This is a genomic window from Haloferax sulfurifontis, assembly GCF_014635105.1.
In the GTDB taxonomy this organism is placed as follows: domain Archaea; phylum Halobacteriota; class Halobacteria; order Halobacteriales; family Haloferacaceae; genus Haloferax; species Haloferax denitrificans.
Map to the genome: position 1 here is coordinate 94,683 of NZ_BMCI01000004.1, position 20,816 is coordinate 115,498.

The following is a 20,816-nucleotide window of genomic DNA, read 5'->3' on the forward strand; positions in this document are numbered from 1 at the left end:
TGATTAATTAATACGTTGACACGCCTCGGTGTCGGTATGTCCTTCGAATGGGTCTCGTACTTCACGTGCGAGGAGTGTGGGCTAGAGCGCCCGTCGGCGGAGGTGCCTTACGACCGACTCGGCTACGCGGTCTGTCCGAACTGCGGCGCGGAGACGCGCCCGGCCGCGCCGACGGCGACCGACGCATCGACGCTGGCGGATGGGTAGACACTTCGGCCTCCGCCGTCATCGCCCGGTATGAGTTGGACGGAGGTCCGCCGAGACGACCGCATCGTGGAGTGGGAACGGAGCGACGGCCACGCGACCATTCGGCTCCGACGCGGGCCGAACGCGTGGCACGTCAGGGTCGACCGACTCTATCAGTCCGCCGAGGGCCGCGGCTACGAGGGCGAGCGCTTCGAATCTGAGCCGGAAGCCCGCGAAGCCGTCGACGCGTGGAAAGCCGAGTACGACGTGGAGAACTGAGCTACTGTAGTCGGCGCGTCGTCTCGACCAGCGGGTGTCGGGCGTAGTCGACGATGTCGATGTCCGAGATGGACTTCAGACCCTCCTTTTCTGCGGTCCGTTGCATCCCGAGTTCGACGGGGTCGTCGACGACGATGACGTAGGCGTCCATCTCCTCGATGCCGATGCGGTCGGCCGCGAGGACGCGGTGGTGTCCGTCCGCGAGGAGCAACGTCCCGTTGTTGTCGATGACGACGAGCGGCTCCGCGAGACCGCGTTCGAGTTCGTACCGGCGGCCGTCGAGTTCGTCGGCGTAGACGCGCGCCTGCGTGGGTATGAGGTTCGAAAGCGCGACGGTCCGGCGCTCCTGGTGGACCGTGATGCCGTGAATCTGTTCGAGCGTCCGCATGAGTTTGCCCACCTTCTCGGGCGTCGCGCGCTCGATTTGGCTTCGGATGACGTCGGTGTTCGAGATGATGCCGACGAGGTTGCCCGCGTCGTCGACGACCGGGAGCTTCTGGATGCCCGACCGGAGGATGACGCGGGCGGCGTCGTTGACGTCCATCTCGGGGTGGGCGACGACGAGGTCCGTCGCCATCACCGTCTCGATACTCGCGTCGTCGTCCGACAGGAGGATATCTCGGGCCGTGACGAATCCCTCGGCCTTGCGGCCGTCACAGACGGGAAATCCGTTGTGGCCGTCGCTTTCCGCGATGCGTTGGGCGACGTCCGCGACCGTGTCGGTCGGAGAGACGGTCTGGACCTCGCGCGTCATGTACTCCTTGACGGTCGCTTTAGTACTCATCTCCCACCTGATAGGGCCACCGTCGGCAAAAACGTGTGGGCGCTTACTCATCGATCGGGTACTCGAAGGCGACGTCGGTATCCAGACTCGGCGTCGGCGTCGCGTGCTCCAGCGTCTCGAACATCCGCCCGGCGACGATGTCCGTGACGATAGTCGCGAGCGACTCCCGAGAGTCGTCGCCCACGTCGTCGAGAATGCCTAACGGAATCTGTGCGCCCGCCATGTCGGCGTGGCCGCCGGCGCTCCCGATGGTGCCGAGGGCGTCTCGAAACGCCTCGCCGAGGTCGACCCGCGCTCCGCGGGCGCGACCGGAGACGTAGACCGTCCCGTCCATCAGGCCGTAGACGACCGTCACCTCGACGCCCTCCATCCCGAGGAGGTGGTCGGCGGCCTGCGCGAGGGCGTCCCGCTCGCGGATGTCGCCGACGTTCGTCGTGAGAACGTTGCCCCGAACGTCGCGGTTCGAGATGGCGCGGGCGAGCGTCTCCATCGTCTCCGAGGTCAGACTCGGCGTCTCGACCCGTTCGAGCAGGGCCATGTCGACGTGGGGGATGAGGAAGGCGGCGGCCTCGAAGTCGGCCGTCGAGACCTCCCGCGTGAAGTCGTTGGTGTCGACCTGAATACCGAACAACAGCGCCGTCGCGGCCGTCGTGTCGGGGACGATGCCGAGCCGGTCGAGGTACTCCGCGAGGAGCGTGCTCGTCGCGCCGACGCCGCGTCTGAGGTCCACGTACGCCGCCTCGACCGGAGCGCGCGGCGGGTGGTGGTCGATGACGATGTCGATTGTCGTCTCCGGCGGGAGGCGGTCGTTGACGCCCGGCCGGGAGTGGTCGACGAGCGCGAAGCCGGCGTACTCGTCGTCCGAGGGCACCTCGTCGAGGACGCGGAGGTCCAACTCGAGGAGGTTGACGAGCGCGCGGTTCTCCTGGTGAGAGATGTCGCCGAAGTAACACGCGTCGGCCTCGACGCCCGCGCGTTCGGCGATGGCTTGTAGCGCCAGCGCCGCGGCGATGGCGTCGGGGTCCGGGTTGTCGTGCATCACGACCGCGAGTCTGCCGTCGACGTTCCGGAGCACCCGCATCAGGCGGTTCAACCGCTCCGTGTGCGACGTGCCGACGGCGTCGAGGATGCGGTCTGTGACCACTTCCTGCGGGTCGATGACCTCGTCGGCGAGGGCGTAAACCTCGTCGCGGACCGACGGCTCGGCGTCGTCGCCGAGGTAGACGACAAGCGGCGCGTCCGGGCAGTGTTCGCTGGCCGCGCGCGCCGCGTCGAGGTTCAACCGTGGAGACTGTCCGCCGACGATGACGAGGTCGACCGCGTCGGGATAGGTCGACGGGTCGGCGGGGTCGCCCTCTCTCGCGTCGATGCCGTCCGAGCGGAGGTCCTCGGCGCGCCCCTTCCGGTCGGTGACGACCGTCACCGTCCCGCCGCGGCCGGCGAGTTGCTCGACGAGGTCCCCACCGAGTGACCCACAGCCGAGAACCAGGCGACGTACCATACAGGAACGGTCGAACTCCGGCCGCAAAACCCTACCGTCCTCCAATCCGGCGATGATATTATGTCATGGCATACCATGTCACATATACGATGGAACTCGAGACGCAACTGCTCCCCGAATCGCGAGCCGAGTCGTTCGTCCGAACCTGTCGAACCGTCGTCGGCGATGACCTCAGGAGCGTGACGTACTTCACCCACGACCGCTGTGAGCAGATATACCTCCGGAGCGACCTCGAAGCCGACGCCGACCTCACCGGGTTCGTCGAACACGAGACCGACGGGTTTCAGGCGCGGACCGCCTACCGCGGCTCCGAGCTCGGCGACTACCGCTACACCGTCCGCGCCTTCGACCACGGCTACCTGACGCGGGTGACCGCCGACGACAGAGGCGTGTTCGTCACGACCGACGGCCTGACGCTCCGCCGCTCCGAGGAGTTGGCGTCGGCGCTCGGCGAGCTACTGCGCGAGTAAAAGAAAAACCGAACCGGAACCGGAATCGCCGAACCGCTCAGAAGAGCGCCGCGGCGACGGTCTGGGCCGTCTCGATGACGGGCTGAGAGCCGGGCAGGAGCAGGACCGTCCCGACCGCGGCGAAGACGATTGCCACGTACAGCCCGACCGGCTGACTGCCGATTTCGAGGTCCGCCGACGGCTCTTCTATCCACATCGCTTTCACGACGCGGCTGTAGTAGAACAGCGACAGCGCGCTGTTGACCGCGCCGACCGCGGCGAGCCACCAGAAGCCGGATTCGATGGCCGAGAAGAACAGCGCGTACTTCGAGAAGAAGCCGCCGAACGGCGGCAGGCCCGCGAGCGAGAACATGAAGACGGTCATCGCCGCCGCGGCGATGGGTGCCTTCGAGGCGATGCCGTTGTAGTCCTCGAACGTGCGGCCGAGGCCCCACTTTTCGACCATGGCGATGAACAGGAACGCGCCCGTGTTCATGAAGCCGTAGACGAACAGGTGCGCCATGCTCGCGCCGAGCACGTCGCCGTTCGCGGCACCGCCGTCGACGGTGATGGCCGCGAGACCGATGAGCGCGTAGCCGGCGTGTCCGATAGAGGAGTACGCCAGCATGCGCTTTACGTTCTGTTGGGTCGCCGCCGCGAAGTTACCGAGCGTCATCGTGACGACGGCGAGCAACGCGAACAACAGCGACCAGTCGACGCTCCCGCCGCCGATCGACGTGACGGTTCCGAGGGGGAACGCGACCGTGAAGACGCGGAAGGCGACGACGAAGCCGGCCGCCTTCGACGCCGACGAGAGGAACGCGCTCACCGGAGCGGGCGCGCCCTCGTAGGCCTCCGGCGCCCAGAAGTGGAACGGGACGGAGGCAGTCTTGAACGCGAAGCCGCCGGCGATCATCAGCACGCCGAGGCCGAGGACGCCGACGAGTTCGGTGCCCTCCGCGAGCGACGCGGCGATTTCCGGGAGCACCAGCGAGCCGGTGACGGCGAACACGAGGCTGATACCGAACGCGAACACCGCCGACGACAGCGCGCCGATGAGGAAGTACTTCAGACCCGCCTCGATGCTCCCGCGGTCCTCCTTGAGGAACGCGACGAGCGCGTACGAGGGCAGGGACGCCAGTTCGAGGCTGACGAAGACGGTCGCCAGCGAGTTCGACATCCCCATGAGCGTCATGCCGGTCGCGGCGAACAGCACGAGGGCGTAGAACTCGCCTTGGTAGCGCTGGTCCGCGAGGTAGTCGTACGAGGCGACCGAGACCATCGCGGCGACGCTGGTGAAGATGAGCGTGAAGAACAGGCTCATCCCGTCGACGACGAGCGCGTCGCCGTACAGCGATATCGCGCCGCCGGTGGACTCCATGCCGGTTCCGCCGATGAGGAACCAGCCGGCGATGCCGCCCGCGGCGAGCGCGCCGAGCGTCGCCGTGCCGGCCAGGAGGCCGTTGTTCGTGGAGTCCGGGTCGATGGTGTCGATGAGTAGCAGTGCGAGCCCCGTCAGTGCGAGCACGATGGCGGGAGCCGTCGCCGCCCACTCGGGGAGCGCCTGGAGGGGCGTCATCTAGAACGCACCTCCCAGTTCGAGAATCGGGGTAACCGCGTCTTGAATCATCGTGAAGAAGATGTCCGGAGAGACACCGAGCACGATGGTGAGAAGCAACAGCACCGCGAGGGGTGCGACGTCGTGGAACGGTGCCTCCGTGATGTCGTAGTCGCCGTCGAACCGGAAGGGTCCGAACAGCGTCCGCTGCATCGCGAACAGCAGGTAGCCGGCGACGATGACGATACCGAACATCGCGGCGCCGGTGAAAAGCGGCATGGCCTCCATCACCGTGGACTCGAACGCGCCCTTGAAGATGAAGAACTCGGCCGCGAAGCCGGCCATGAGCGGCAGGCCCATGTAGCCGAACGCGCCGGCGACGAAGATGCCCGCCGTAACGGGCATCCGGTCGGCGATGCCGGACATGTCCGACACCATGCGCGTGTGGGTCGTGTTGTAGATGACGCCGACGGCCATGAACATCAGACCGGAGATGAGGCCGTGGGCGACCATCTGGAAGGTCGCACCGCCGACGCCGTAGGTGGTGTAGGCGATGAGACCGAGGATGACGTACCCCATCGACGAGACGGAGGAGTACGCGACGATGCGCTTGAGGTCCTGCTGTGCCAGCGCGAGAAGCGCGCCGTAGATGACGCTCGCGACGGCGAGCAGGGCGATGGGGAGCGCGAAGGCGCGCGCCGTCTCCGGGAGCATCGTGAAGTTGAACCGGAGCAGGGCGTAGGTACCCATCTTCAGGAGGACCCCAGCCAGCATGACCGACACCGGCGTGGGGGCCTCAACGTGTGCGTCCGGAAGCCACGTGTGAAGCGGGGCGACCGGGACCTTGACCGCGAACCCGATGAACATCGCGATGAACGCGACCGACGCGAGCGCGCCGGCCGACAGTCCCGCGAAGCTCCCGAGTTGACCGGCCTGCAACGCCTGTGCGATTTCCGGCAGGCGGAGCGACGTGATGGAGTCGCCGAGGCCGAACACGAGCGAGACGAACCCGATGAACATCACGAGCGACGCGATGTTCGTGTAGACGAAGAACTTGATCGCCGCGTACTTGCGGCGGGGACCGCCCCAGACGCCGATGAGGAAGTACATCGGGAGCAGGACGGCCTCCCAGAAGATGAACCAGACGAAGAAGTCGAGCGCCGTGAAGACGCCGAGCAGGTTCGCCTCCATCAGGAGCATCAGTCCGAAGAACTGGGACTGGCGCTCCGAGATGGGCGTCCACGCGCTGACGATAGCCAGCGTGGTGAGGATGGTCGTGAGGACGACAAGCGGCATGCTGATGCCGTCGACGCCGACCATCCAGTGGATGTCGTACTGGCCGAGCTGCAGCCAGACGACGTCTGTCTCGAACGCGATGTTCCCGCCGAGAAGGGCGTTCCCGCTCGCGTCGTACTGTTGCCACATGTAGAGGCTCCCGACGACGGGAGCCAGACTCAGCGCGAAGGCCGCCTTGCCGGCGTACCGGTCCGGCAGGACGAAGGTGACCAGCGCGGCGAGGAACGTGACTGCGATGAGCGCTTCGATTATCATGCGAACCAACCTCCGAGCAGACCAAGACCGAGAAGGAGCGCGGTCAGACCGAGCGTGAGGAGCGCCGCGTAGTTGCTCACCACGCCGGTCTGAATGCGCTTGACGCGACCGCCGGCGAACAGACTCACGCTGGAGACGCCGTTGACGACGCCGTCGACGATGCCCTGGTCGAACTTGTCGAGGGCGCGCGAGATGGGCTGGACGACGCCGGTCGCGATCCAGACCTGGTACTCGTCCTGGTAGTAGTTGTTGTACAGGACGGTCTTGATGCTCCCGAGCTTGTCCGTGTGTTCGACGGGCTCGGGGACGTTGTACAGGCGGTAGGCGAGCCCAGCGCCCGCGAGGGCGAGAGCGAGCGAGACCAGCCCGGGCGCGATGGAGCCGATGCCGGCCGGGTGGAGCCCCGCGCCGACGCCGCTTTCGAGCACTTCGAGGTAGTGGTGCGCGGTCAGCGACGAGATGCCGCCGTCGAGCCAGTCGTGGAGGAACGTGAGGTGAATCCCCGTGAGGTCCTCCACCGGGGCCATGTTGACGAGGCCGGTGACGGCCGCGAGCACGCCGAGGACGGCGAGCGGGAACTTGACGTTCCAGCCGAAGCCGTGCGGGTCGCGCGCGGTCTCGCTACGCGGTTCGCCGTGGAACGTGAGGAACACCATCCGGAAGGTGTAGAACCCGGTGAAGAACACGGCGATGAGCCCCATCGCGTACGCGAGGAGGAAGACGGTCCCGAGACCGCCGTCGGTCCCGAGGCCGTGGTTGAGCGCCTCGTAGAGAATCTCGTCTTTCGACCAGAAGCCGGCGAACGGAACGATGCCGGCGAGGGCGAGCGAGCCCGAGAGGAACGCGTAGTACGTCACGGGCATCTTCTCTTTGAGGCCGCCCATGTCCCACATGTTCTCGTTGTGGTGCATCGCGATGATGACCGCACCGGCACCGAGGAACAGAAGCGCCTTGAAGAAGGCGTGGGTGAGCAGGTGGAACGTCGAGGCGACGTAGCCGCCGACGCCGAGCCCGAGCATCATGTAGCCGTACTGGCTGATGGTCGAGTACGCGAGCACCTGCTTGATTTCTTTCTTGACGACGCCCATCGTCGCGGCGAAGAGGGCCGTGAAGCCGCCCACGAGCGCGATGATACCGAGCGTCGTCGGGGTCAGCGCGTAGAAGCCGTACATCCGGGCGACGAGGTAGACGCCGGCCGCGACCATCGTCGCCGCGTGAATGAGCGCGGAGACGGGGGTCGGACCTTCCATCGCGTCCGGAAGCCACGTGTGCAGGGGGAACTGCGCGGACTTGCCGACGACGCCCCCGAGAACGAGGAGGCCGACGACGGTGAACCACGCCTGTTCGCCCATGCCGAGGAACGTGTTGACCGCGTGCTCGCCGTGGAGCGCCTCCTCGGCGAGGACCGGGAACGCCTCGGGGCCGGCGAACGCCGCCGAGCCGAACGTCGCGAACACCGCGACGACGCCGATGAGGAAGAAGTAGTCACCGAAGCGGGTGACGAGGAACGCCTTCTTCGCGGCGCTCGGCGGGCCCTGCTGGCGGAACCAGAAGCCGATGAGCAGGTAGGAACACAGGCCCACCAGCTCGAAGAACATGAACGCCATGAGGAGGTTGCTGGACACGACGAACGCCAGCATCGACGCGGTGAACAGGCCGAGTCCGGCGTAGTAGCGCGGGAGGCCCGTCTCGCCCTCGTCGTTCATGTAGCCGAGGCTGAAGATGTGGACGAGGACGGCGACGAGCGTCACGATGACGAGCATCATCGACGAAAGCGGGTCGATGAGCAGGCCGAAGTCGAGCGAGACCGCGTCGCCGGCGCCGGTCGCCCACGTGTAGATGTGTTGGTTGTAGGTCTGTCCGCCGCTGACGGCGAAGAACGTCGCGATGGACAGGACGAACGAGCCCGCCGTCGCGCCGATTCCCGCCAGCGCCCCTCCCTTCGGCATGTACCGTCCCGCCCCGAGCGCGATCAGGAACGAGAGGAACGGGAGGAGGACGATGGCCGGAGCGAAGTCTAAGATACCTGCCATAATGTTACCACCTCATCGTGGTCGCGTTGGTCACGTCCACGCCATCGAAGTTGCGGTACAATACGAGGATGATGCCGATACCGACCGCCACCTCGGCGGCGGCGAGCGCCATCGTGAACAGCCCGAACGTCTGGCCCGTCACGTTGCCCCAGTAGTAGGAAAAGGCGACGAGGTTGATGTTCGCGGCGTTCAGCATCAATTCGACCGACATCAGGAACAACAGCGCGTTCCGACGGGTCAAGAGGCCGAAGATGCCGATGCAGAACACGGCGGCCGACAGGACGAGGTAATACTGCGCGGGCACCATCAGTTGTCACCCTCCCCGTCGTCGAACAGCGTCTGCTTGAGTTCCCGACCGCCGTCGGTCAGGATGGTGCGCATCTGCCCCGCGGTGTCCTCGCGGCGAGCGAGGAGCACCGCGCCGGCGAGCGCGGCGACGAGCACGAGGTCGATGATTTCGAACGCGGCCAGCATGCTCTCGCCGTCGACGCTTCCGAACCCGAGGTTGAACATCGAATAGCCGATGCTCGCGGTGATGTTTGCTCCCTCTGCGAACCCCTGTGGGTCCGGGAACGACGCACCGAGGAACACGACCGCCATCACGACGAACAGCGCGACGGCGGCGAGTCCGGGCACGAGGTGCGAACCGAGTTTCAGCTGTGGTTTCGTGGTCATGTACTACTCACCTCCGGATTGATACGCGTCAGCATCACGGCGAACGTGATGAGAATCAGGACCCCGCCGACGTAGACGAGGACCTGCATGGCGGCGAGGAACTCCGCCTGCAACATCACGTAATGCACCGCGACGCTCAAGAGCGCGCCCCCGAGCAGGAGTGCGGAATGCCAGATGTCCCGCACGAGGACGACGCCCAGGCTGCAGCCCACGGTGATGAGGGCGAACAGCGCGAACGCGATGGTTTCATAAACCATTGTGTGTGTCTCCTTGAGATATCCCTTTGAACATTTCGAGAACGTCCTCAGCGTCCGGTAGCGGACGCGGGCTGACGGGACTCGAACGATTCACTCGCGGTCATGTTACTGGTAGTCGACCTCTCCTTCGCCCTCGCCGACCCACGCGTTGCGGTCGGGGTTGCGGGAGTTGAGCGGGTCGATATCCTTGTACCACGGGACGTTCTTGAGCTGTTCTTTGTTGTAGACGAAGTCGTTTTTCGTGTCCGCCGTGAACTCGAAGTTCTGCGTGAGCAGGATGGCGTCGACGGGACAGACCTCCTCGCACAGCCGGCAGTAGATACACTGGCCGATGTGGAGGTTGTACTGCTCGCCGTTGCGCTTGTCGTCCTGAACGATCTGAATCGTGTCGTTCGGACAGACGTTCTCACACTGGCGACACCAGATACACCGCTCTTGGCTGAACTTGTGGACGCCGCGGAAACGCGGGCTCACTTCGGGCGCGGTCTCGGGGTACTCGACCGTGAACGTCTGCCCGTCGAGCGCGTGCTTCAGCGTCACTGCCATGCCTTTCAGAATTCCGATCATGCAATCACCCCCACGATGATGGCCGTGAGAACCAGGTTGGCGAAGGAGAGTACGAGCATCCCCTTCCAACCGATTTCGAGGAACTGATCGACGCGAAGGCGCGGCACCGCAGAGCGCGCCCACTGGGTGAACAGGAAGAACGCCCAGATTTTGATGGTGAACCAGACGAATCCGGGAAGCACCGGACCAGCCGGACCGCCGAGGAACAGGGTCGCCGCGATAGCGCCGCCGAGGAAGATGTGGATGAACTCACCGAGGTAGATGAGCACGAAGTAGACCGAGGAGTACTCGGTCTGATACCCGGCGACGATTTCGGTCGGCGCTTCGGGGATGTCGAACGGGTTGCGGCCGACCTCCGCGAGGTTCGCGATGACGAACAGCGCGAACGCGAATGGGTTGACGAACGCGAACCACGTCGGAATCGTCACGCCCGCGACCGAAAGCAGTGGTTCGGCCTGCACGGCGACGATTTCGCTCATCCGGAGCGAGCCGGCGAAGATGACGACCGAGGCCGCCGTGATGACGAGCGGAATCTCGTAGGCGATGTTGGCCGCGACGGCGCGGAGCGCGCCGATAAGCGAGAACTTGTTGTTCGATGCGTAGCCGGTCATGACGATGCCCAGGGAGGCGATAGACGCCGCGGCGAAGGCGAACGCGAGGCCGGTCTCGGGGTCGGCGAGCTGGATGCCGTTCCCCATCGGGATGACGGCGAACCCGAGCAGTGCGGAGAAGGGGATGACCATCGGCGCGAGGTCCCACGCGGGACGGTCGACGCCCTCGGGAACGATGAGTTCCTTCGACAGCAGTCGGACCGCGTCCGTGACGATGGTCAGGAGGCCGAACGGACCGATTCGGTTGACCGCGATGCGGTCACCGAAGGCGGCCGTAATCTTCCGCTTGGCCCACGGTCCGGCGAACGCCGTCATGATGAGCATGATGTTGGCGACGAGGAACGCGCCGACGAGTCCGCCGACGACGTCACCGAGGACGCCTTCGAGACCGAGGAGGCCGCTGACCGTGTCCGGAAGAACTGCCTGCAGACTCATTACCGGTCCACCTCTCCGAGGACGATGTCGAGACTGCCGAGCGAGGCAATCATGTCCGGGATGTACTCACCCTCGGACATCTCGGGGAGCGTCTGCAGGTTCGAGAAACACGGGCTTCGAATCTTGAAGCGGGCCGGCTTGTCCGTGCCGTCGGCGCGGATGTAGATGCCGAGTTCGCCCTTCGCGCCTTCGACGGCGCGGTAGATTTCCGTGTCCTCGTCGGGCTTGAGGGTGCGCGGAACGTTGGCCTGGATGTTCCGCTCGTCTTCGGGCCAGTCTTCGAGGAGGTCGACACACTGCTGGATGATCTTGGCCGACTCCTCGACCTCGCGCATGCGCACGAGCAGGCGCGAGAAGTTGTCGCAACCGTCCTCGACGACGACGTCCCAGTCGAGTTCGTCGTAGTAGCCGTAGGAGTCGTCGCGCCGGAGGTCGTAGTCGATGCCGGAGCCGCGGGCGACCGGGCCGGTCGCGCCGTAGCTCTTTGCGACTTCCGGCGGCAGGACGCCCGTGCCGACCGTGCGGGCCTGCAGAATCTCGTTCGAGGTGATCATGTCGTGGTACTCCTCGAGCGCCTGCGGAAGCCCGTCGAGGAAGTCACGAACCTTCTCGAAGAACTCCTCGCGGGGTTCGGGGAGGTCCCAGACGACCCCGCCGAGCCGGAAGTAGTTGAACATCATGCGCTGACCGGTGAGGTCTTCGAGGATGTTCTGGACGAGTTCGCGGTCCCGCATGGCGTACATGAAGATGGCCGTGAAGTCGCCGTACACGTCCAGCGCGAACGTACCGAGCGCGATCATGTGCGACGCGATGCGGCACAGTTCCGCGCCCATCGTGCGGATGATCTGGGCGTACTCGGGGACTTCGATGTCCGCGAGGTCCTCCGCGGTGCGGGCGTAGGCCCACTCGTTCAGGAGGCCGGCCGAGATGTAGTCCCAGCGGTCGGGGTACGGCATAATCTGGTGCCGGTAGGTCCCCTGCTGGCACATCTGCTCTTCACAGCGGTGGAGGTAGCCGATGTCGGCGTCGAGGTCGACGACCTGCTCACCGTCGACGACGGTCTCGACGTGCAGCACGCCGTGGGTCGCCGGGTGGTGGGGACCGATGTTGATGTACATCGTGTTGCTGTCCCCCGCGGCGCGGTGGTCCTCCTCCAGCGGGTTGGCGTGCTCGCGGAGCGTCGCTATCTGCGGGCGGTCCTGGTCGTAGTCGAGTCCGAGCGGGTGACCCTGCCACGTGTCGGGCAGGAGGATGCGACGCAGGTCCGGGTGGTCTTCGTACTGGATGCCGACGAGGTCGTACGCCTCCCGTTCGTGCCAGTCGGCCGTCCGGAACACTGGCTCGGCGGACTGACTGACCGGGTTGTCCTTCGACGTGGGCACGACGACCGAGACCTCGTCGGTCCGGTCGTCGAACTTCGTCAGGTGATAGATGGACTCGTAGCGGTCCTCGTACTCCTGTGCGGTCACACACGAGAGGTGGTCGAAGCCGGCCTCGTCGCGGAGCTTGAACAGCGCGTCTTGGACCTCGTCGGGACGGATGACGAGGCCGGGCGCGTTCATGTGCTCTTCGCGGCCGACGACGAGGTCGCCGAGCAGGTCGGCGAGTTCGTCGCCGCGGCTGACGCCCGATTCGAGTTCCGCGGGCTCGTCGGACTGTTGTTCTTCGAGGCTCATGGCGAATCAGCCCAGTTGTACCGCATGACGAGGTCGTCTTCGTCGATCTGCGCGGCGAGTTTGTCGACGATTTCATCGGATTCGAGGTCGCCGAACTGCTCGAGTTCGTACGGCTTGACCGTCACCGGGCTGGACTCGCCGTTCGCGATGCGCTCTTGGAGCTTCGCGATACCGTAGATGAGCGCCTCCGGGCGCGGCGGACAGCCGGGGATGTGGATGTCCACCGGGATGACCTCCTCTGCGCCCTTGATGACGTTGTAGCCCTCCTGGAACGGGCCGCCGGAAATCGTACACGACCCCATGCCGACGACGAACTTCGGTTCGGGCATCTGGTCGTAGACGCGCTTCATGCGCGGGGCGAACTTCGAGACGATCGTCCCCGGCACGATAATCACGTCGGCCTGTCGCGGCGACGCGCGCGGCACACCCGCCGCGAACCGGTCCAAGTCGTGCTTGATCGCGTAGGTGTGCATCATCTCGATGCTGCAGCAGGCGATACCGAACTGCAACATGAACATCGAGGAGCCGCGGACCCAGTTCATGAACTTGTCGAACTTCGTGAGGATGAACGGTGACGAGCCGAACGCCTCCCGAAGCTTCGAGTTGAACCGGTCGTCAGCCCCCGCCATGCGGGCGTCGCGGGTCTCGGTCTGTACCTGTGTATCGTCCGTGACGAATGGCTTCTGTTCGCTACTCATGCATCTTGTCTCTCTGTCTTACGACGACTTGCCTGCGGGCTTTTGACCCACTTGACAGCGCCGTTGCGCCACGCCCAGACGAGGCCGACGACGAGGACGCCGATGAAAACGAGCATCGGCGTCAGAATCGTCGCCAGCGACGCGCCCTGTTCGAGGGCCGAGCGGTAAATGACCGTCCAGGGGAAAATCAGGACGGTCTCGATGTCGAACACGAGGAACAGCAGCGCGACCATGTAGTACTGAATGTTAAACTGGACGCGCGCCGTGCCTGTCGGCACCTCACCACTCTCGTACGTGGCACTCTTTCCTTGTTCCGGTACGCTTGGGCGAAGCAGCGCCGACACCGCCATCATCGCGAGCGGTATGCCGACACCAACCAGCCCCATCGCACCGATTGCAATCCAATCACTCATGCCGTGTCTCCCTGACGTGCGGCGGTTAGAAGCGCTCCCCTATAAACATTGATTTGTGTGTTTCGGGCGCGAGAGGGCTTCTATTTGGAAAATACGCGAGAGACGCCCGGAACCCCGCGCGGGCGGGGTTTCGACGCCGGTAGCGACCCCTGCTGACGAAAAAACGACCGCGCGGCAACGGGTGGCGAGACGCGCCCCGCTACCGCGACTCGCGGAAGCCGGCGACCCCGAGGTCGTGGAGCGCGGCCGAGGTCTCGGCCACGTCGGAAACGAGTTCTTCGTGGTAGTCGACGAGTCGGTCTTCGAGTTCGGGGTGGCCGCGGGAGAGCGCCTGTACCGCCGACAGCGCCGCGTTGAACGACTTACCGGCGTCGACCGCGACGATGGGCGCGCCCGTCGGCATCCCGATGACCGAGTCGACCGACTTCTCCTGGACGGGGACGCCGACGACGGGAATCGGGTACGCGATGGAGGCGGTCATGTTCGGCAGGTCCGCGGACTTGCCGCCCGCGCCGGCGATGATGACCTCGACGCCGCGGTCGCGCGCGGTGTCGCCGTAGGCGTACATCAGGTCCGGCGTCCGGTGCGCGGAGACGACGTACGTCTCGTAGGAAAAGCGCTCTTCGGGCGGCGCGTCGAAGTCCGTCTGCTCGCCGAACCCGAGCGTGTCCAGCGCCTCGTGCGCGCCGGACATCACGTCGAGGTCGGAGTCAGACCCCATGATGATGCCCACGTCGGGCGTCGTCTCGGGGTCGCGGTCGGCGTCGGCCTGTGCGTGCAGTTCGTCGATGAGGTCCCGTTCTGTCGTCATAGGTCCAGTAGTGTCGTGGTCGGTCGTCGGTCAGTCGAAGTGCAGTCCGTCGCGGAGCTCGCGTGCGCGTGCGAGAAGCGTTTCGAGGGCGGCGTCATCGTCGCCGACGGCGGTGAGGTGGCCCATCTTTCGCAGGGGCCGAACCTCGTCTTTGCCGTACCAGTGCAGCGAGACGCCGGATTCGGCGAGGGCGTCGTCGAGACCGCCGAGTCGCGCTGGCCGGCTCTCGTCGACCGTGCCGAGGACGTTCGCCATCACGGTGGGCGACCGGCGGGTCGTCGCGCCGAGGGGCCACCCGAGGACGGCGCGGACGTGCTGTTCGAACTGCGAGGAGAGCGCGCCCTCGATGGTCCAGTGGCCGGAGTTGTGCGGGCGCGGGGCGACCTCGTTGACGAGCACGTCGCCGTCCGGTGTCTCGAACAGTTCGATGCCGAAGACGCCGCGGCCTGGCAGATGCGAGAGCACCTCGCGGGCGACGCGGTCGGCCTCCTCGCGCACCGCGTCTGTGGTCCGCGCCGGGACGACGGTCTCGCGGAGAATCTCCTCCTCGTGGACGTTCTCGCCCACGGGGAACGTCCGAATCTCGTCTTCGCCGCGGACGCCGATGACAGAGAGTTCGCGCTCGAAGTCGACGAACGCCTCGGCCATCGCCGGGCCGCCGACCTCTTCGATGGCGGCCTCGGCGTCGTCGGGGTCGGTCACGGGAACGTTCCCGCGGCCGTCGTAGCCGCCGGTCCGGGCTTTCAGCATAACCGAGCCGAACTCGTCGAGCGCGTCGCGGAGGTCGGCCGCGTCGTCGACGCGGTGGAACGGCGGAATCGGGATGCCCGCCTCGCCGAAGGTGTCCTTCTGGACCAGTTTGTCCTCGATGGTCCGGAGCGCGTCGGGCGAGGGGTGGACCGCGATTCCCTCCTCGGCGGCCAGCTCGTCGAGCAGGTCGGGGTCGGCGAGCTCGATTTCGAACGTCAGCGCGTCGGCCCGCGCGGCGAGTTCCGCCATCGCCTCGGGGTCGTCGAAGTCGCCGACGATCTGGTCGGCGACGGCCGACGCCGGGCAGTCGGGTGTCGGGTCGAGCACGACGATGTCGACGCCGAGCGGTGCGGCGGCCTCGCCGAGCATGCGCCCGAGCTGGCCCCCACCGACGACGCCGAGCGTGGGTCCGGGTACGGTGACGGTCACAGTCGCGGATTCAGTACGTCGGTGCATAAACGTTGCCACATTCGGTGTCCAGATGTGCATGAGCGTGGATAAAATAGGACAGAATCGACGCCGACCGCGCCGGACGCTCGCGGCGCTCACCCCGGTCGAACGCGAGAAAAACCGGAGCGGTCGAACGTCCCGACCGGCGTCAGCCCCGCGTCTCGTTCGCGTCGGCGAGGGCGTCCTCGTCGATGAAGACGACCACGTCCTCGCTCCAGAGCTTGAAGGCGTGCTGGCGCGCGACGTAGCCGTCGAGTTCGGATTCGAGTTCGGCGCGGTCCCACTCGTAGGCGACGACGACCGGCGGCGCGTCGGCGGTCACCTCGGAGACGTTCGCGTCGGGCGCGCTACTGGTTCGCTCGACGTCCGCGCCCTCGAAGTACCACGGGAGCGGGAGGCGGCTGTGCCACGACGGCCCGCCGAGGGGGTCCGACTCGTTTGCGACGTAGAAGTGGATCTCGTCGCTGTCCGGCGGGCGTGTGCCGTACAGGAGCACGTCGGTGCCGTCGTTGGCGGCCGACACGCGTGCCACGTCGTCGAGGGTGGCCTTGAGGTCGTTTTCGGGTTGGGCCCACTGGAGCACCTCGCTGTCGTCGTCGGTCGAGGCGTTCCAGTAGTCGACGTTCGCGGCCGCGACGCCGCCGACCGAGGCGACGAGGACGAGCGCCGCGAGACCGACGCCGGCCGCGTCTTTACTGTCGAGCGCCCGCGCGCCGGAGCGGAAGACGAACGCCGCGCCGACCGCGGCGGGAATCGCGAGCGGGACGACAGCGTGCACGACGACCCACGGCGCTTGGATGTCGGTCGCCAGCGGGTAGCCGAAGATGCTCACGACGCCCCAGTAGGTGGCGAAGGCGACGAGCCACCGGATTCGACCGGCGACGACGCCGTAGCGGTCCACGACGACGCCGACGAGCGCGAAGACGATGAGCACCGGCGCGCCGTAGACGAACGTTTCGAGGAAGTCCTTCAGATACGGGAGGTACTCGTGAGACTGGTGGCTCCCGCCGAGCCAACTGCCGACCATCTCGGAGGCCGCGCCGACGGTCCCGGCTTCGAGCACCGGGAGCATCGGGGCGGAGCCGCCGAGCGCGTTCCAGAGGTCGGGCCGCGGCGCGTAGAAGAAGACGAAGACGACGAGGAACGCGAGCAGGCCGCCGAGGACGCCCGCGGCGTAGCGAACCGCGCCGTAGCCGAGACTGCCGGCCCCGCGTGCGCGGAGTCGGTCGCGGAGGCTCGCCGGCAACTCCGAAAAGAGGATGTCGCGGGCGGACTCGCCGGCCGAGGTGCGGGCGAGCAGTCGGTGGTCGAAGACGAGGAACGCCGCCCCGAGGAAACACGCGAGGTAGACGACGTAGTTCTCCTTCGTCGCCGACCCGGTCGCAAAGGAGACGCCCGCGGGGATGAGGTACGCGAGGCGGCCGGTGTCGTACGCGCGGACAACGAAGCCGAGCGCGACGAACGAGAAGGCGGCCACGAGCACGTCGTTGCGCATGAACCGCGAGTAGTAGACCAAAATCGGGTTCGCCGCGAGGAAGACCGCGAGCGCGACCATCTCGTCGCGGCGGAGGTGCTCGCGGAACAGCCAGACCGAAAGCGGGAGCAGGCCGCCGACGACGGCGACCGGGAGCCGAGCCGTGAAGTCCGCCGCCGGCAGGACCGCAAAGAGGTAGTCGTTGACGACGGGGAGAAACGGGCCGTGGATGATGGGCCGGTAGGAGAACTCGCCGGTCTCGTGATAGCGCAGAATCCAGTAGCCGACGCGGCCTTCGTCCCAGTGGAAGATGCGACCACCGAGGTCGACGAGGCGGACGAGGAGGGCGAGGGCCGCCACGCCGAGAATCGCCAGGAGGGCGCGGGACCGAGCGACCGTCTCGGTCCCACTGTCAGTACTCATGCCCACCCATCGCGACGCCGACAATACAACTTTTGTGCTTGGCCGTCGCCGGGGCCAAATTCGGTCGGTGTCGGTAGTTCTTTTATCCGAGACGGGAAGGGTCGGCCATGGTCTCTCTCGGACTCGTCGTGGCCCGATTCAACTCGTCGGTCACGGAGCAGATGGAGGAGGCGGCCCGCGACGCGGCCGCCGAGCGCGACGCGGAGGTCGTCGAAACGATTCAGGTCCCCGGCGCGTACGACTCGCCGCTCGCGGCCGACCGACTCGCCCGCCGCGACGACGTCGACGCCGTCGCGGTCGTCGGCGCAATCGTCACCGGCGACACCGACCACGACCGCGTCATCGCCGACGCGACCGCGAAGTCGCTGACGGAGGTCTCGCTGGACCGCGACAAACCCGTCTCGTTCGGCGTCTCCGGCCCCGGCATGAGCGGCGCTGAAGCGCGCGAACGCGTCAGCAAAGGTGCGGAAGCGGTTTACGCCGCGACCGATATGGTGGAGGCGTTGGCATGAACTTCGATTTCAGCGACCGAGTCGGCCGCGTCGAACCGAGCGCGACGCTCGCCATCTCGAACCTCGCGAGCGAACTGGAAGCGCAGGGCGAAGACGTCGTCGACCTCTCGGTCGGCGCGCCGGACTTCCCGACCCCGGACAACATCACGCAGGCGGCGAAGGACGCGCTCGACGCGGGACACACGAGCTACACCTCGTCGAACGGGATTCCGGAGCTCAAGGAAGCCATCGCGGCGAAGCTCCGCGGCAACGGCGTCGACGCCGAGGCCGACGAGGTCATCGTCACGCCCGGCGGCAAGCAGGCGCTGTTCGAGACGTTCCAGACGCTCGTCGACGACGGCGACGAGGTCGTGCTCCTCGACCCCGCGTGGGTCTCCTACGAGGCGATGGTCAAGCTCGCCGGCGGCACGCTCAGCCGCGTCGACCTCGCCCAGCACGACTTCAAGCTCGAACCCGCGCTCGACGAACTCGGCGAAACGGTCTCCGACGAGACGAAGCTCCTCGTCGTCAACTCCCCGTCGAACCCGACCGGCGGCGTGTTCTCCGACGCGGCGCTCGAAGGCGTCCGCGACCTCGCGGTCGAACACGACTTCGCCGTCATCTCCGACGAGATTTACGAGCGCATCGTCTACGACGGCTTCGAGCACACCTCGCTCGGCTCCCTCGACGGGATGGAAGACCGCACCATCACCATCAACGGCTTCTCGAAGGCGTTCTCGATGACCGGCTGGCGGCTCGGCTACCTCCACGCCCCGTCGGACCTCATCGCGCAGGCCGGCAAGCTCCACTCGCATTCGGTCTCCTGTGCCGTGAACTTCGTCCAGCACGCCGGCGTCGAGGCGCTCTCGGAGCGCACCGACGACTCCGTCGAGGAGATGCGACAGGCGTTCGAGACCCGCCGCGACATGCTCGTGGACCTCCTCGCCGAACACGACGTCGACGTGGCCGTCCCGAAGGGCGCGTTCTACATGATGCTCCCCGTCGACGACGACGACCAGGCGTGGTGCGAGGGCGCGATTCAGGACGCGAAGGTGGCGACCGTCCCCGGGAGCGCGTTCAACGCGCCGGGCTACGCCCGAATCTCGTACGCCGCGAGCGAAGAGCGACTCCGCGAGGCCGTCGAGCGGCTCGCCGAGCACGACTACATCTGAGCCCCCCGCGGCGACCCGGTTTTTGCGGCGGCGTCTCGAACGGCACCCGAACCGTGACTGTCGGTTGAACTGTATGCTAGCGACGAACGTAATTTTTGCTGTCGTGTCGTTGGTTAGATTTATGCTTGTGACCGTCCATGTAGCATTCATACATACCGCGTTCCGGGTGGATTTTCCGCGGATTAACCGCGTATGTATACGATAAACAACTCATGAAATTAAACCAACTATTCGCAGACGACGACGCGGTGTCGCCGGTCATCGGTGTGATTCTGATGGTCGCGATCACCGTCATCCTCGCGGCCGTCATCGGGACGTTCGTGCTGGGCCTGGGTGACCAAGTGAGCGAGACAGCGCCGCAGGCAACGTTCAGTTTCGATTACGACAGCACATCCGGCTCGGAGTTATTAACGATCACTCACGAGACTGGCGACGCGATTGACCCAGCAAGACTGGAAGTCGTTAGTCCCACGATTGGCACTGTCAGTTGGTCTAATACTGGATCCGACTCACTAGTGAATGCGGGCGATTCCCAAGAGTTCAGTAGTGGCACTGCTATCCCGTCCGGCGAAACAGTACGCATTGTCTGGACATCTGAGAGCGGGAGCACCTCTGCAACGCTCCAGAGTTGGACCTACAACGGGTAAATGAACGTTAAACACCTCATCCGTGACGAAGACGCTGTATCGCCAGTCATCGGTGTGATTCTGATGGTCGCGATTACCGTCATCCTCGCGGCCGTCATCGGGACGTTTGTGCTCGGATTGGGGGGGCAGACCGAGTCGGCACCGAACATGGCATTCGATTTCGATGAGGAGAAAGGACAGGTTCGAGCGTTGGATGGTTCCCTACTGAACAGTCATTTTAACGGGTCTCACCACCCGTCATCTCCAGCCGGGGAACCGTATCATGATAACATCACTGTCGCAGTCGTCGTAGAGTCGGGCGAATCAGTCGACACCTCGAATATAAATATCACCGTGAACGGCGAACAGGCCTGGGGTGTGATTGACCCCGGTTCTGGGGAGACAGACACGGAGAAACCGTTCACCTCCGGAGACCTGTCGGCAAGCTCGAAAGCGACGATCTCTCTGTACGGTGATTCCGTCACAGATGGCCAGAACGTCGTTGACAGTCTGGGCAGTGGCACCGAACTCCGCGAGGGCGACGTCATCCGCGTCGTCTGGACTTCGGACAGCGGCGAGACGAGTTCCGTCCTCGCAGATTACACCGTCTAACATCCGACGCGAAACGATTTTTCGTGACAACACAACGACCGCGAGTACCGCCGCAGTTATTTCCACACCGCCGCCACCGACCGCTCGTTGACTAGTTCCAACGTCGGGGACAGCCCGACGGATGCTCGTGCGACTCCGAATCCGACGGTGGAGACAATAGAAGGGCTGTTCGGTATATAACGGTGGAAAACGAGTCATGAAGGACGAGCGCGTCGTTGTACGACACCCGCGCGATGCTGGTGTGCTGTCTTTGCCCACCCGACTGCCGACCCGAACGACAGCCGACGACCTCCCCGTCGGCGAAGATACTTATGTGAGTCCGCCGCCACCTCTG

23 protein-coding genes are annotated in these 20,816 nt (G+C 65.7%); 7 read left to right on the plus strand and 16 right to left on the minus strand.

The window, feature by feature from the left end:
• The first annotated feature begins 36 nt into the window (after positions 1–36).
• Both IEV64_RS11995 and IEV64_RS12000 read left to right on the plus strand, forming a co-directional pair.
• On the plus strand, positions 37–207 hold the full coding sequence (locus tag IEV64_RS11995) for a hypothetical protein (protein WP_188423974.1): 171 nt from the start codon (positions 37–39) through the stop codon (positions 205–207).
• 30 nt (positions 208–237) lie between these two features.
• A complete protein-coding gene (locus tag IEV64_RS12000) occupies positions 238–465 on the plus strand; it encodes a DUF7543 family protein (protein WP_188423975.1) in 228 nt (75 codons plus the stop codon).
• 1 nt (position 466) lies between these two features.
• On the opposite strand, the gene IEV64_RS12005 is transcribed toward IEV64_RS12000, so the two are convergent.
• Positions 467–1,249, minus strand: coding sequence for a CBS domain-containing protein (locus IEV64_RS12005; protein ID WP_004971025.1), 783 nt, complete (start codon positions 1,247–1,249; stop codon positions 467–469).
• Positions 1,250–1,292: 43 nt separating this feature from the next.
• Positions 1,293–2,750 carry a DHH family phosphoesterase gene (locus tag IEV64_RS12010; protein ID WP_188423976.1) on the minus strand — a complete coding sequence of 486 codons (1,458 nt, stop codon included), beginning with the start codon at positions 2,748–2,750 and terminating at the stop codon, positions 1,293–1,295.
• A gap of 89 nt (positions 2,751–2,839) precedes the next feature.
• Here IEV64_RS12010 and IEV64_RS12015 point away from each other — a divergent pair, with 89 nt between their 5' ends.
• Positions 2,840–3,220, plus strand: a complete 381-nt coding sequence (locus IEV64_RS12015) for a DUF7522 family protein (protein ID WP_188423977.1) — start codon at positions 2,840–2,842, stop codon at positions 3,218–3,220.
• 37 nt (positions 3,221–3,257) lie between these two features.
• Here the strand turns inward: IEV64_RS12015 and IEV64_RS12020 are convergent, their stop codons facing one another.
• The 14 genes from IEV64_RS12020 to IEV64_RS12085 form a co-directional block, all read right to left on the minus strand.
• Positions 3,258–4,778: an NADH-quinone oxidoreductase subunit N gene (locus IEV64_RS12020; protein ID WP_007274749.1), complete on the minus strand. Its 1,521-nt coding sequence runs from the start codon at positions 4,776–4,778 to the stop codon at positions 3,258–3,260.
• The gene (locus tag IEV64_RS12025) at positions 4,779–6,308 is read right to left on the minus strand and encodes a complex I subunit 4 family protein (RefSeq protein WP_188423978.1); all 1,530 of its coding nucleotides are present in this window, start codon (positions 6,306–6,308) and stop codon (positions 4,779–4,781) included.
• Entirely contained in the window at positions 6,305–8,341 is a 2,037-nt protein-coding gene (nuoL, locus tag IEV64_RS12030; RefSeq protein ID WP_007274751.1) for an NADH-quinone oxidoreductase subunit L, read from the minus strand. The genes IEV64_RS12025 and nuoL overlap by 4 nt, the downstream gene beginning before the upstream one ends.
• Positions 8,342–8,345: 4 nt before the next feature.
• Entirely contained in the window at positions 8,346–8,648 is a 303-nt protein-coding gene (gene nuoK, locus IEV64_RS12035; RefSeq protein WP_004043958.1) for an NADH-quinone oxidoreductase subunit NuoK, read from the minus strand.
• Positions 8,648–9,016 carry a proton-conducting membrane transporter gene (locus tag IEV64_RS12040; protein ID WP_188423979.1) on the minus strand — a complete coding sequence of 123 codons (369 nt, stop codon included), beginning with the start codon at positions 9,014–9,016 and terminating at the stop codon, positions 8,648–8,650. Before IEV64_RS12040 ends, nuoK begins: the two co-directional genes overlap by 1 nt.
• Positions 9,013–9,273: an NADH-quinone oxidoreductase subunit J gene (locus IEV64_RS12045; RefSeq protein ID WP_004971032.1), complete on the minus strand. Its 261-nt coding sequence runs from the start codon at positions 9,271–9,273 to the stop codon at positions 9,013–9,015. The genes IEV64_RS12040 and IEV64_RS12045 overlap by 4 nt, the downstream gene beginning before the upstream one ends.
• 105 nt (positions 9,274–9,378) lie before the next feature.
• Positions 9,379–9,840 (minus strand): NuoI/complex I 23 kDa subunit family protein, encoded by a 462-nt coding sequence (locus IEV64_RS12050; protein ID WP_004971033.1) that lies wholly within the window; start codon positions 9,838–9,840, stop codon positions 9,379–9,381.
• Complete coding sequence (locus tag IEV64_RS12055) at positions 9,837–10,886, minus strand: complex I subunit 1/NuoH family protein (RefSeq protein WP_007274754.1); 1,050 nt, start codon at positions 10,884–10,886, stop codon at positions 9,837–9,839. Before IEV64_RS12055 ends, IEV64_RS12050 begins: the two co-directional genes overlap by 4 nt.
• Positions 10,886–12,562, minus strand: coding sequence for an NADH-quinone oxidoreductase subunit D (locus IEV64_RS12060; protein WP_188423980.1), 1,677 nt, complete (start codon positions 12,560–12,562; stop codon positions 10,886–10,888). Before IEV64_RS12060 ends, IEV64_RS12055 begins: the two co-directional genes overlap by 1 nt.
• Positions 12,559–13,260, minus strand: a complete 702-nt coding sequence (locus IEV64_RS12065; RefSeq protein ID WP_004971036.1) for an NADH-quinone oxidoreductase subunit B — start codon at positions 13,258–13,260, stop codon at positions 12,559–12,561. The genes IEV64_RS12060 and IEV64_RS12065 overlap by 4 nt, the downstream gene beginning before the upstream one ends.
• Positions 13,257–13,673: an NADH-quinone oxidoreductase subunit A gene (locus IEV64_RS12070; protein ID WP_007274756.1), complete on the minus strand. Its 417-nt coding sequence runs from the start codon at positions 13,671–13,673 to the stop codon at positions 13,257–13,259. Before IEV64_RS12070 ends, IEV64_RS12065 begins: the two co-directional genes overlap by 4 nt.
• A gap of 199 nt (positions 13,674–13,872) precedes the next feature.
• On the minus strand, positions 13,873–14,484 hold the full coding sequence (purE, locus tag IEV64_RS12075) for a 5-(carboxyamino)imidazole ribonucleotide mutase (protein WP_188423981.1): 612 nt from the start codon (positions 14,482–14,484) through the stop codon (positions 13,873–13,875).
• Positions 14,485–14,514: 30 nt separating this feature from the next.
• A complete protein-coding gene (locus IEV64_RS12080; RefSeq protein ID WP_188423982.1) occupies positions 14,515–15,663 on the minus strand; it encodes a 5-(carboxyamino)imidazole ribonucleotide synthase in 1,149 nt (382 codons plus the stop codon).
• 169 nt (positions 15,664–15,832) lie between these two features.
• Entirely contained in the window at positions 15,833–17,581 is a 1,749-nt protein-coding gene (locus tag IEV64_RS12085; RefSeq protein WP_188423983.1) for a flippase activity-associated protein Agl23, read from the minus strand.
• Between the two features lie 107 nt (positions 17,582–17,688).
• On the opposite strand from IEV64_RS12085, the gene ribH reads away from it, so the two are divergent.
• From ribH to IEV64_RS12105, 4 genes are all read left to right on the plus strand, one after another.
• Entirely contained in the window at positions 17,689–18,093 is a 405-nt protein-coding gene (ribH, locus tag IEV64_RS12090) for a 6,7-dimethyl-8-ribityllumazine synthase (protein WP_007274760.1), read from the plus strand.
• Positions 18,090–19,244 carry a pyridoxal phosphate-dependent aminotransferase gene (locus IEV64_RS12095; RefSeq protein ID WP_188423984.1) on the plus strand — a complete coding sequence of 385 codons (1,155 nt, stop codon included), beginning with the start codon at positions 18,090–18,092 and terminating at the stop codon, positions 19,242–19,244. The genes ribH and IEV64_RS12095 overlap by 4 nt, the downstream gene beginning before the upstream one ends.
• 212 nt (positions 19,245–19,456) lie before the next feature.
• The gene (locus IEV64_RS12100) at positions 19,457–19,891 is read left to right on the plus strand and encodes a type IV pilin domain-containing protein (protein ID WP_007274762.1); all 435 of its coding nucleotides are present in this window, start codon (positions 19,457–19,459) and stop codon (positions 19,889–19,891) included.
• Complete coding sequence (locus IEV64_RS12105) at positions 19,892–20,482, plus strand: type IV pilin domain-containing protein (protein ID WP_188423985.1); 591 nt, start codon at positions 19,892–19,894, stop codon at positions 20,480–20,482. It abuts the gene before it with no gap.
• Positions 20,483–20,816: the final 334 nt, after the last annotated feature.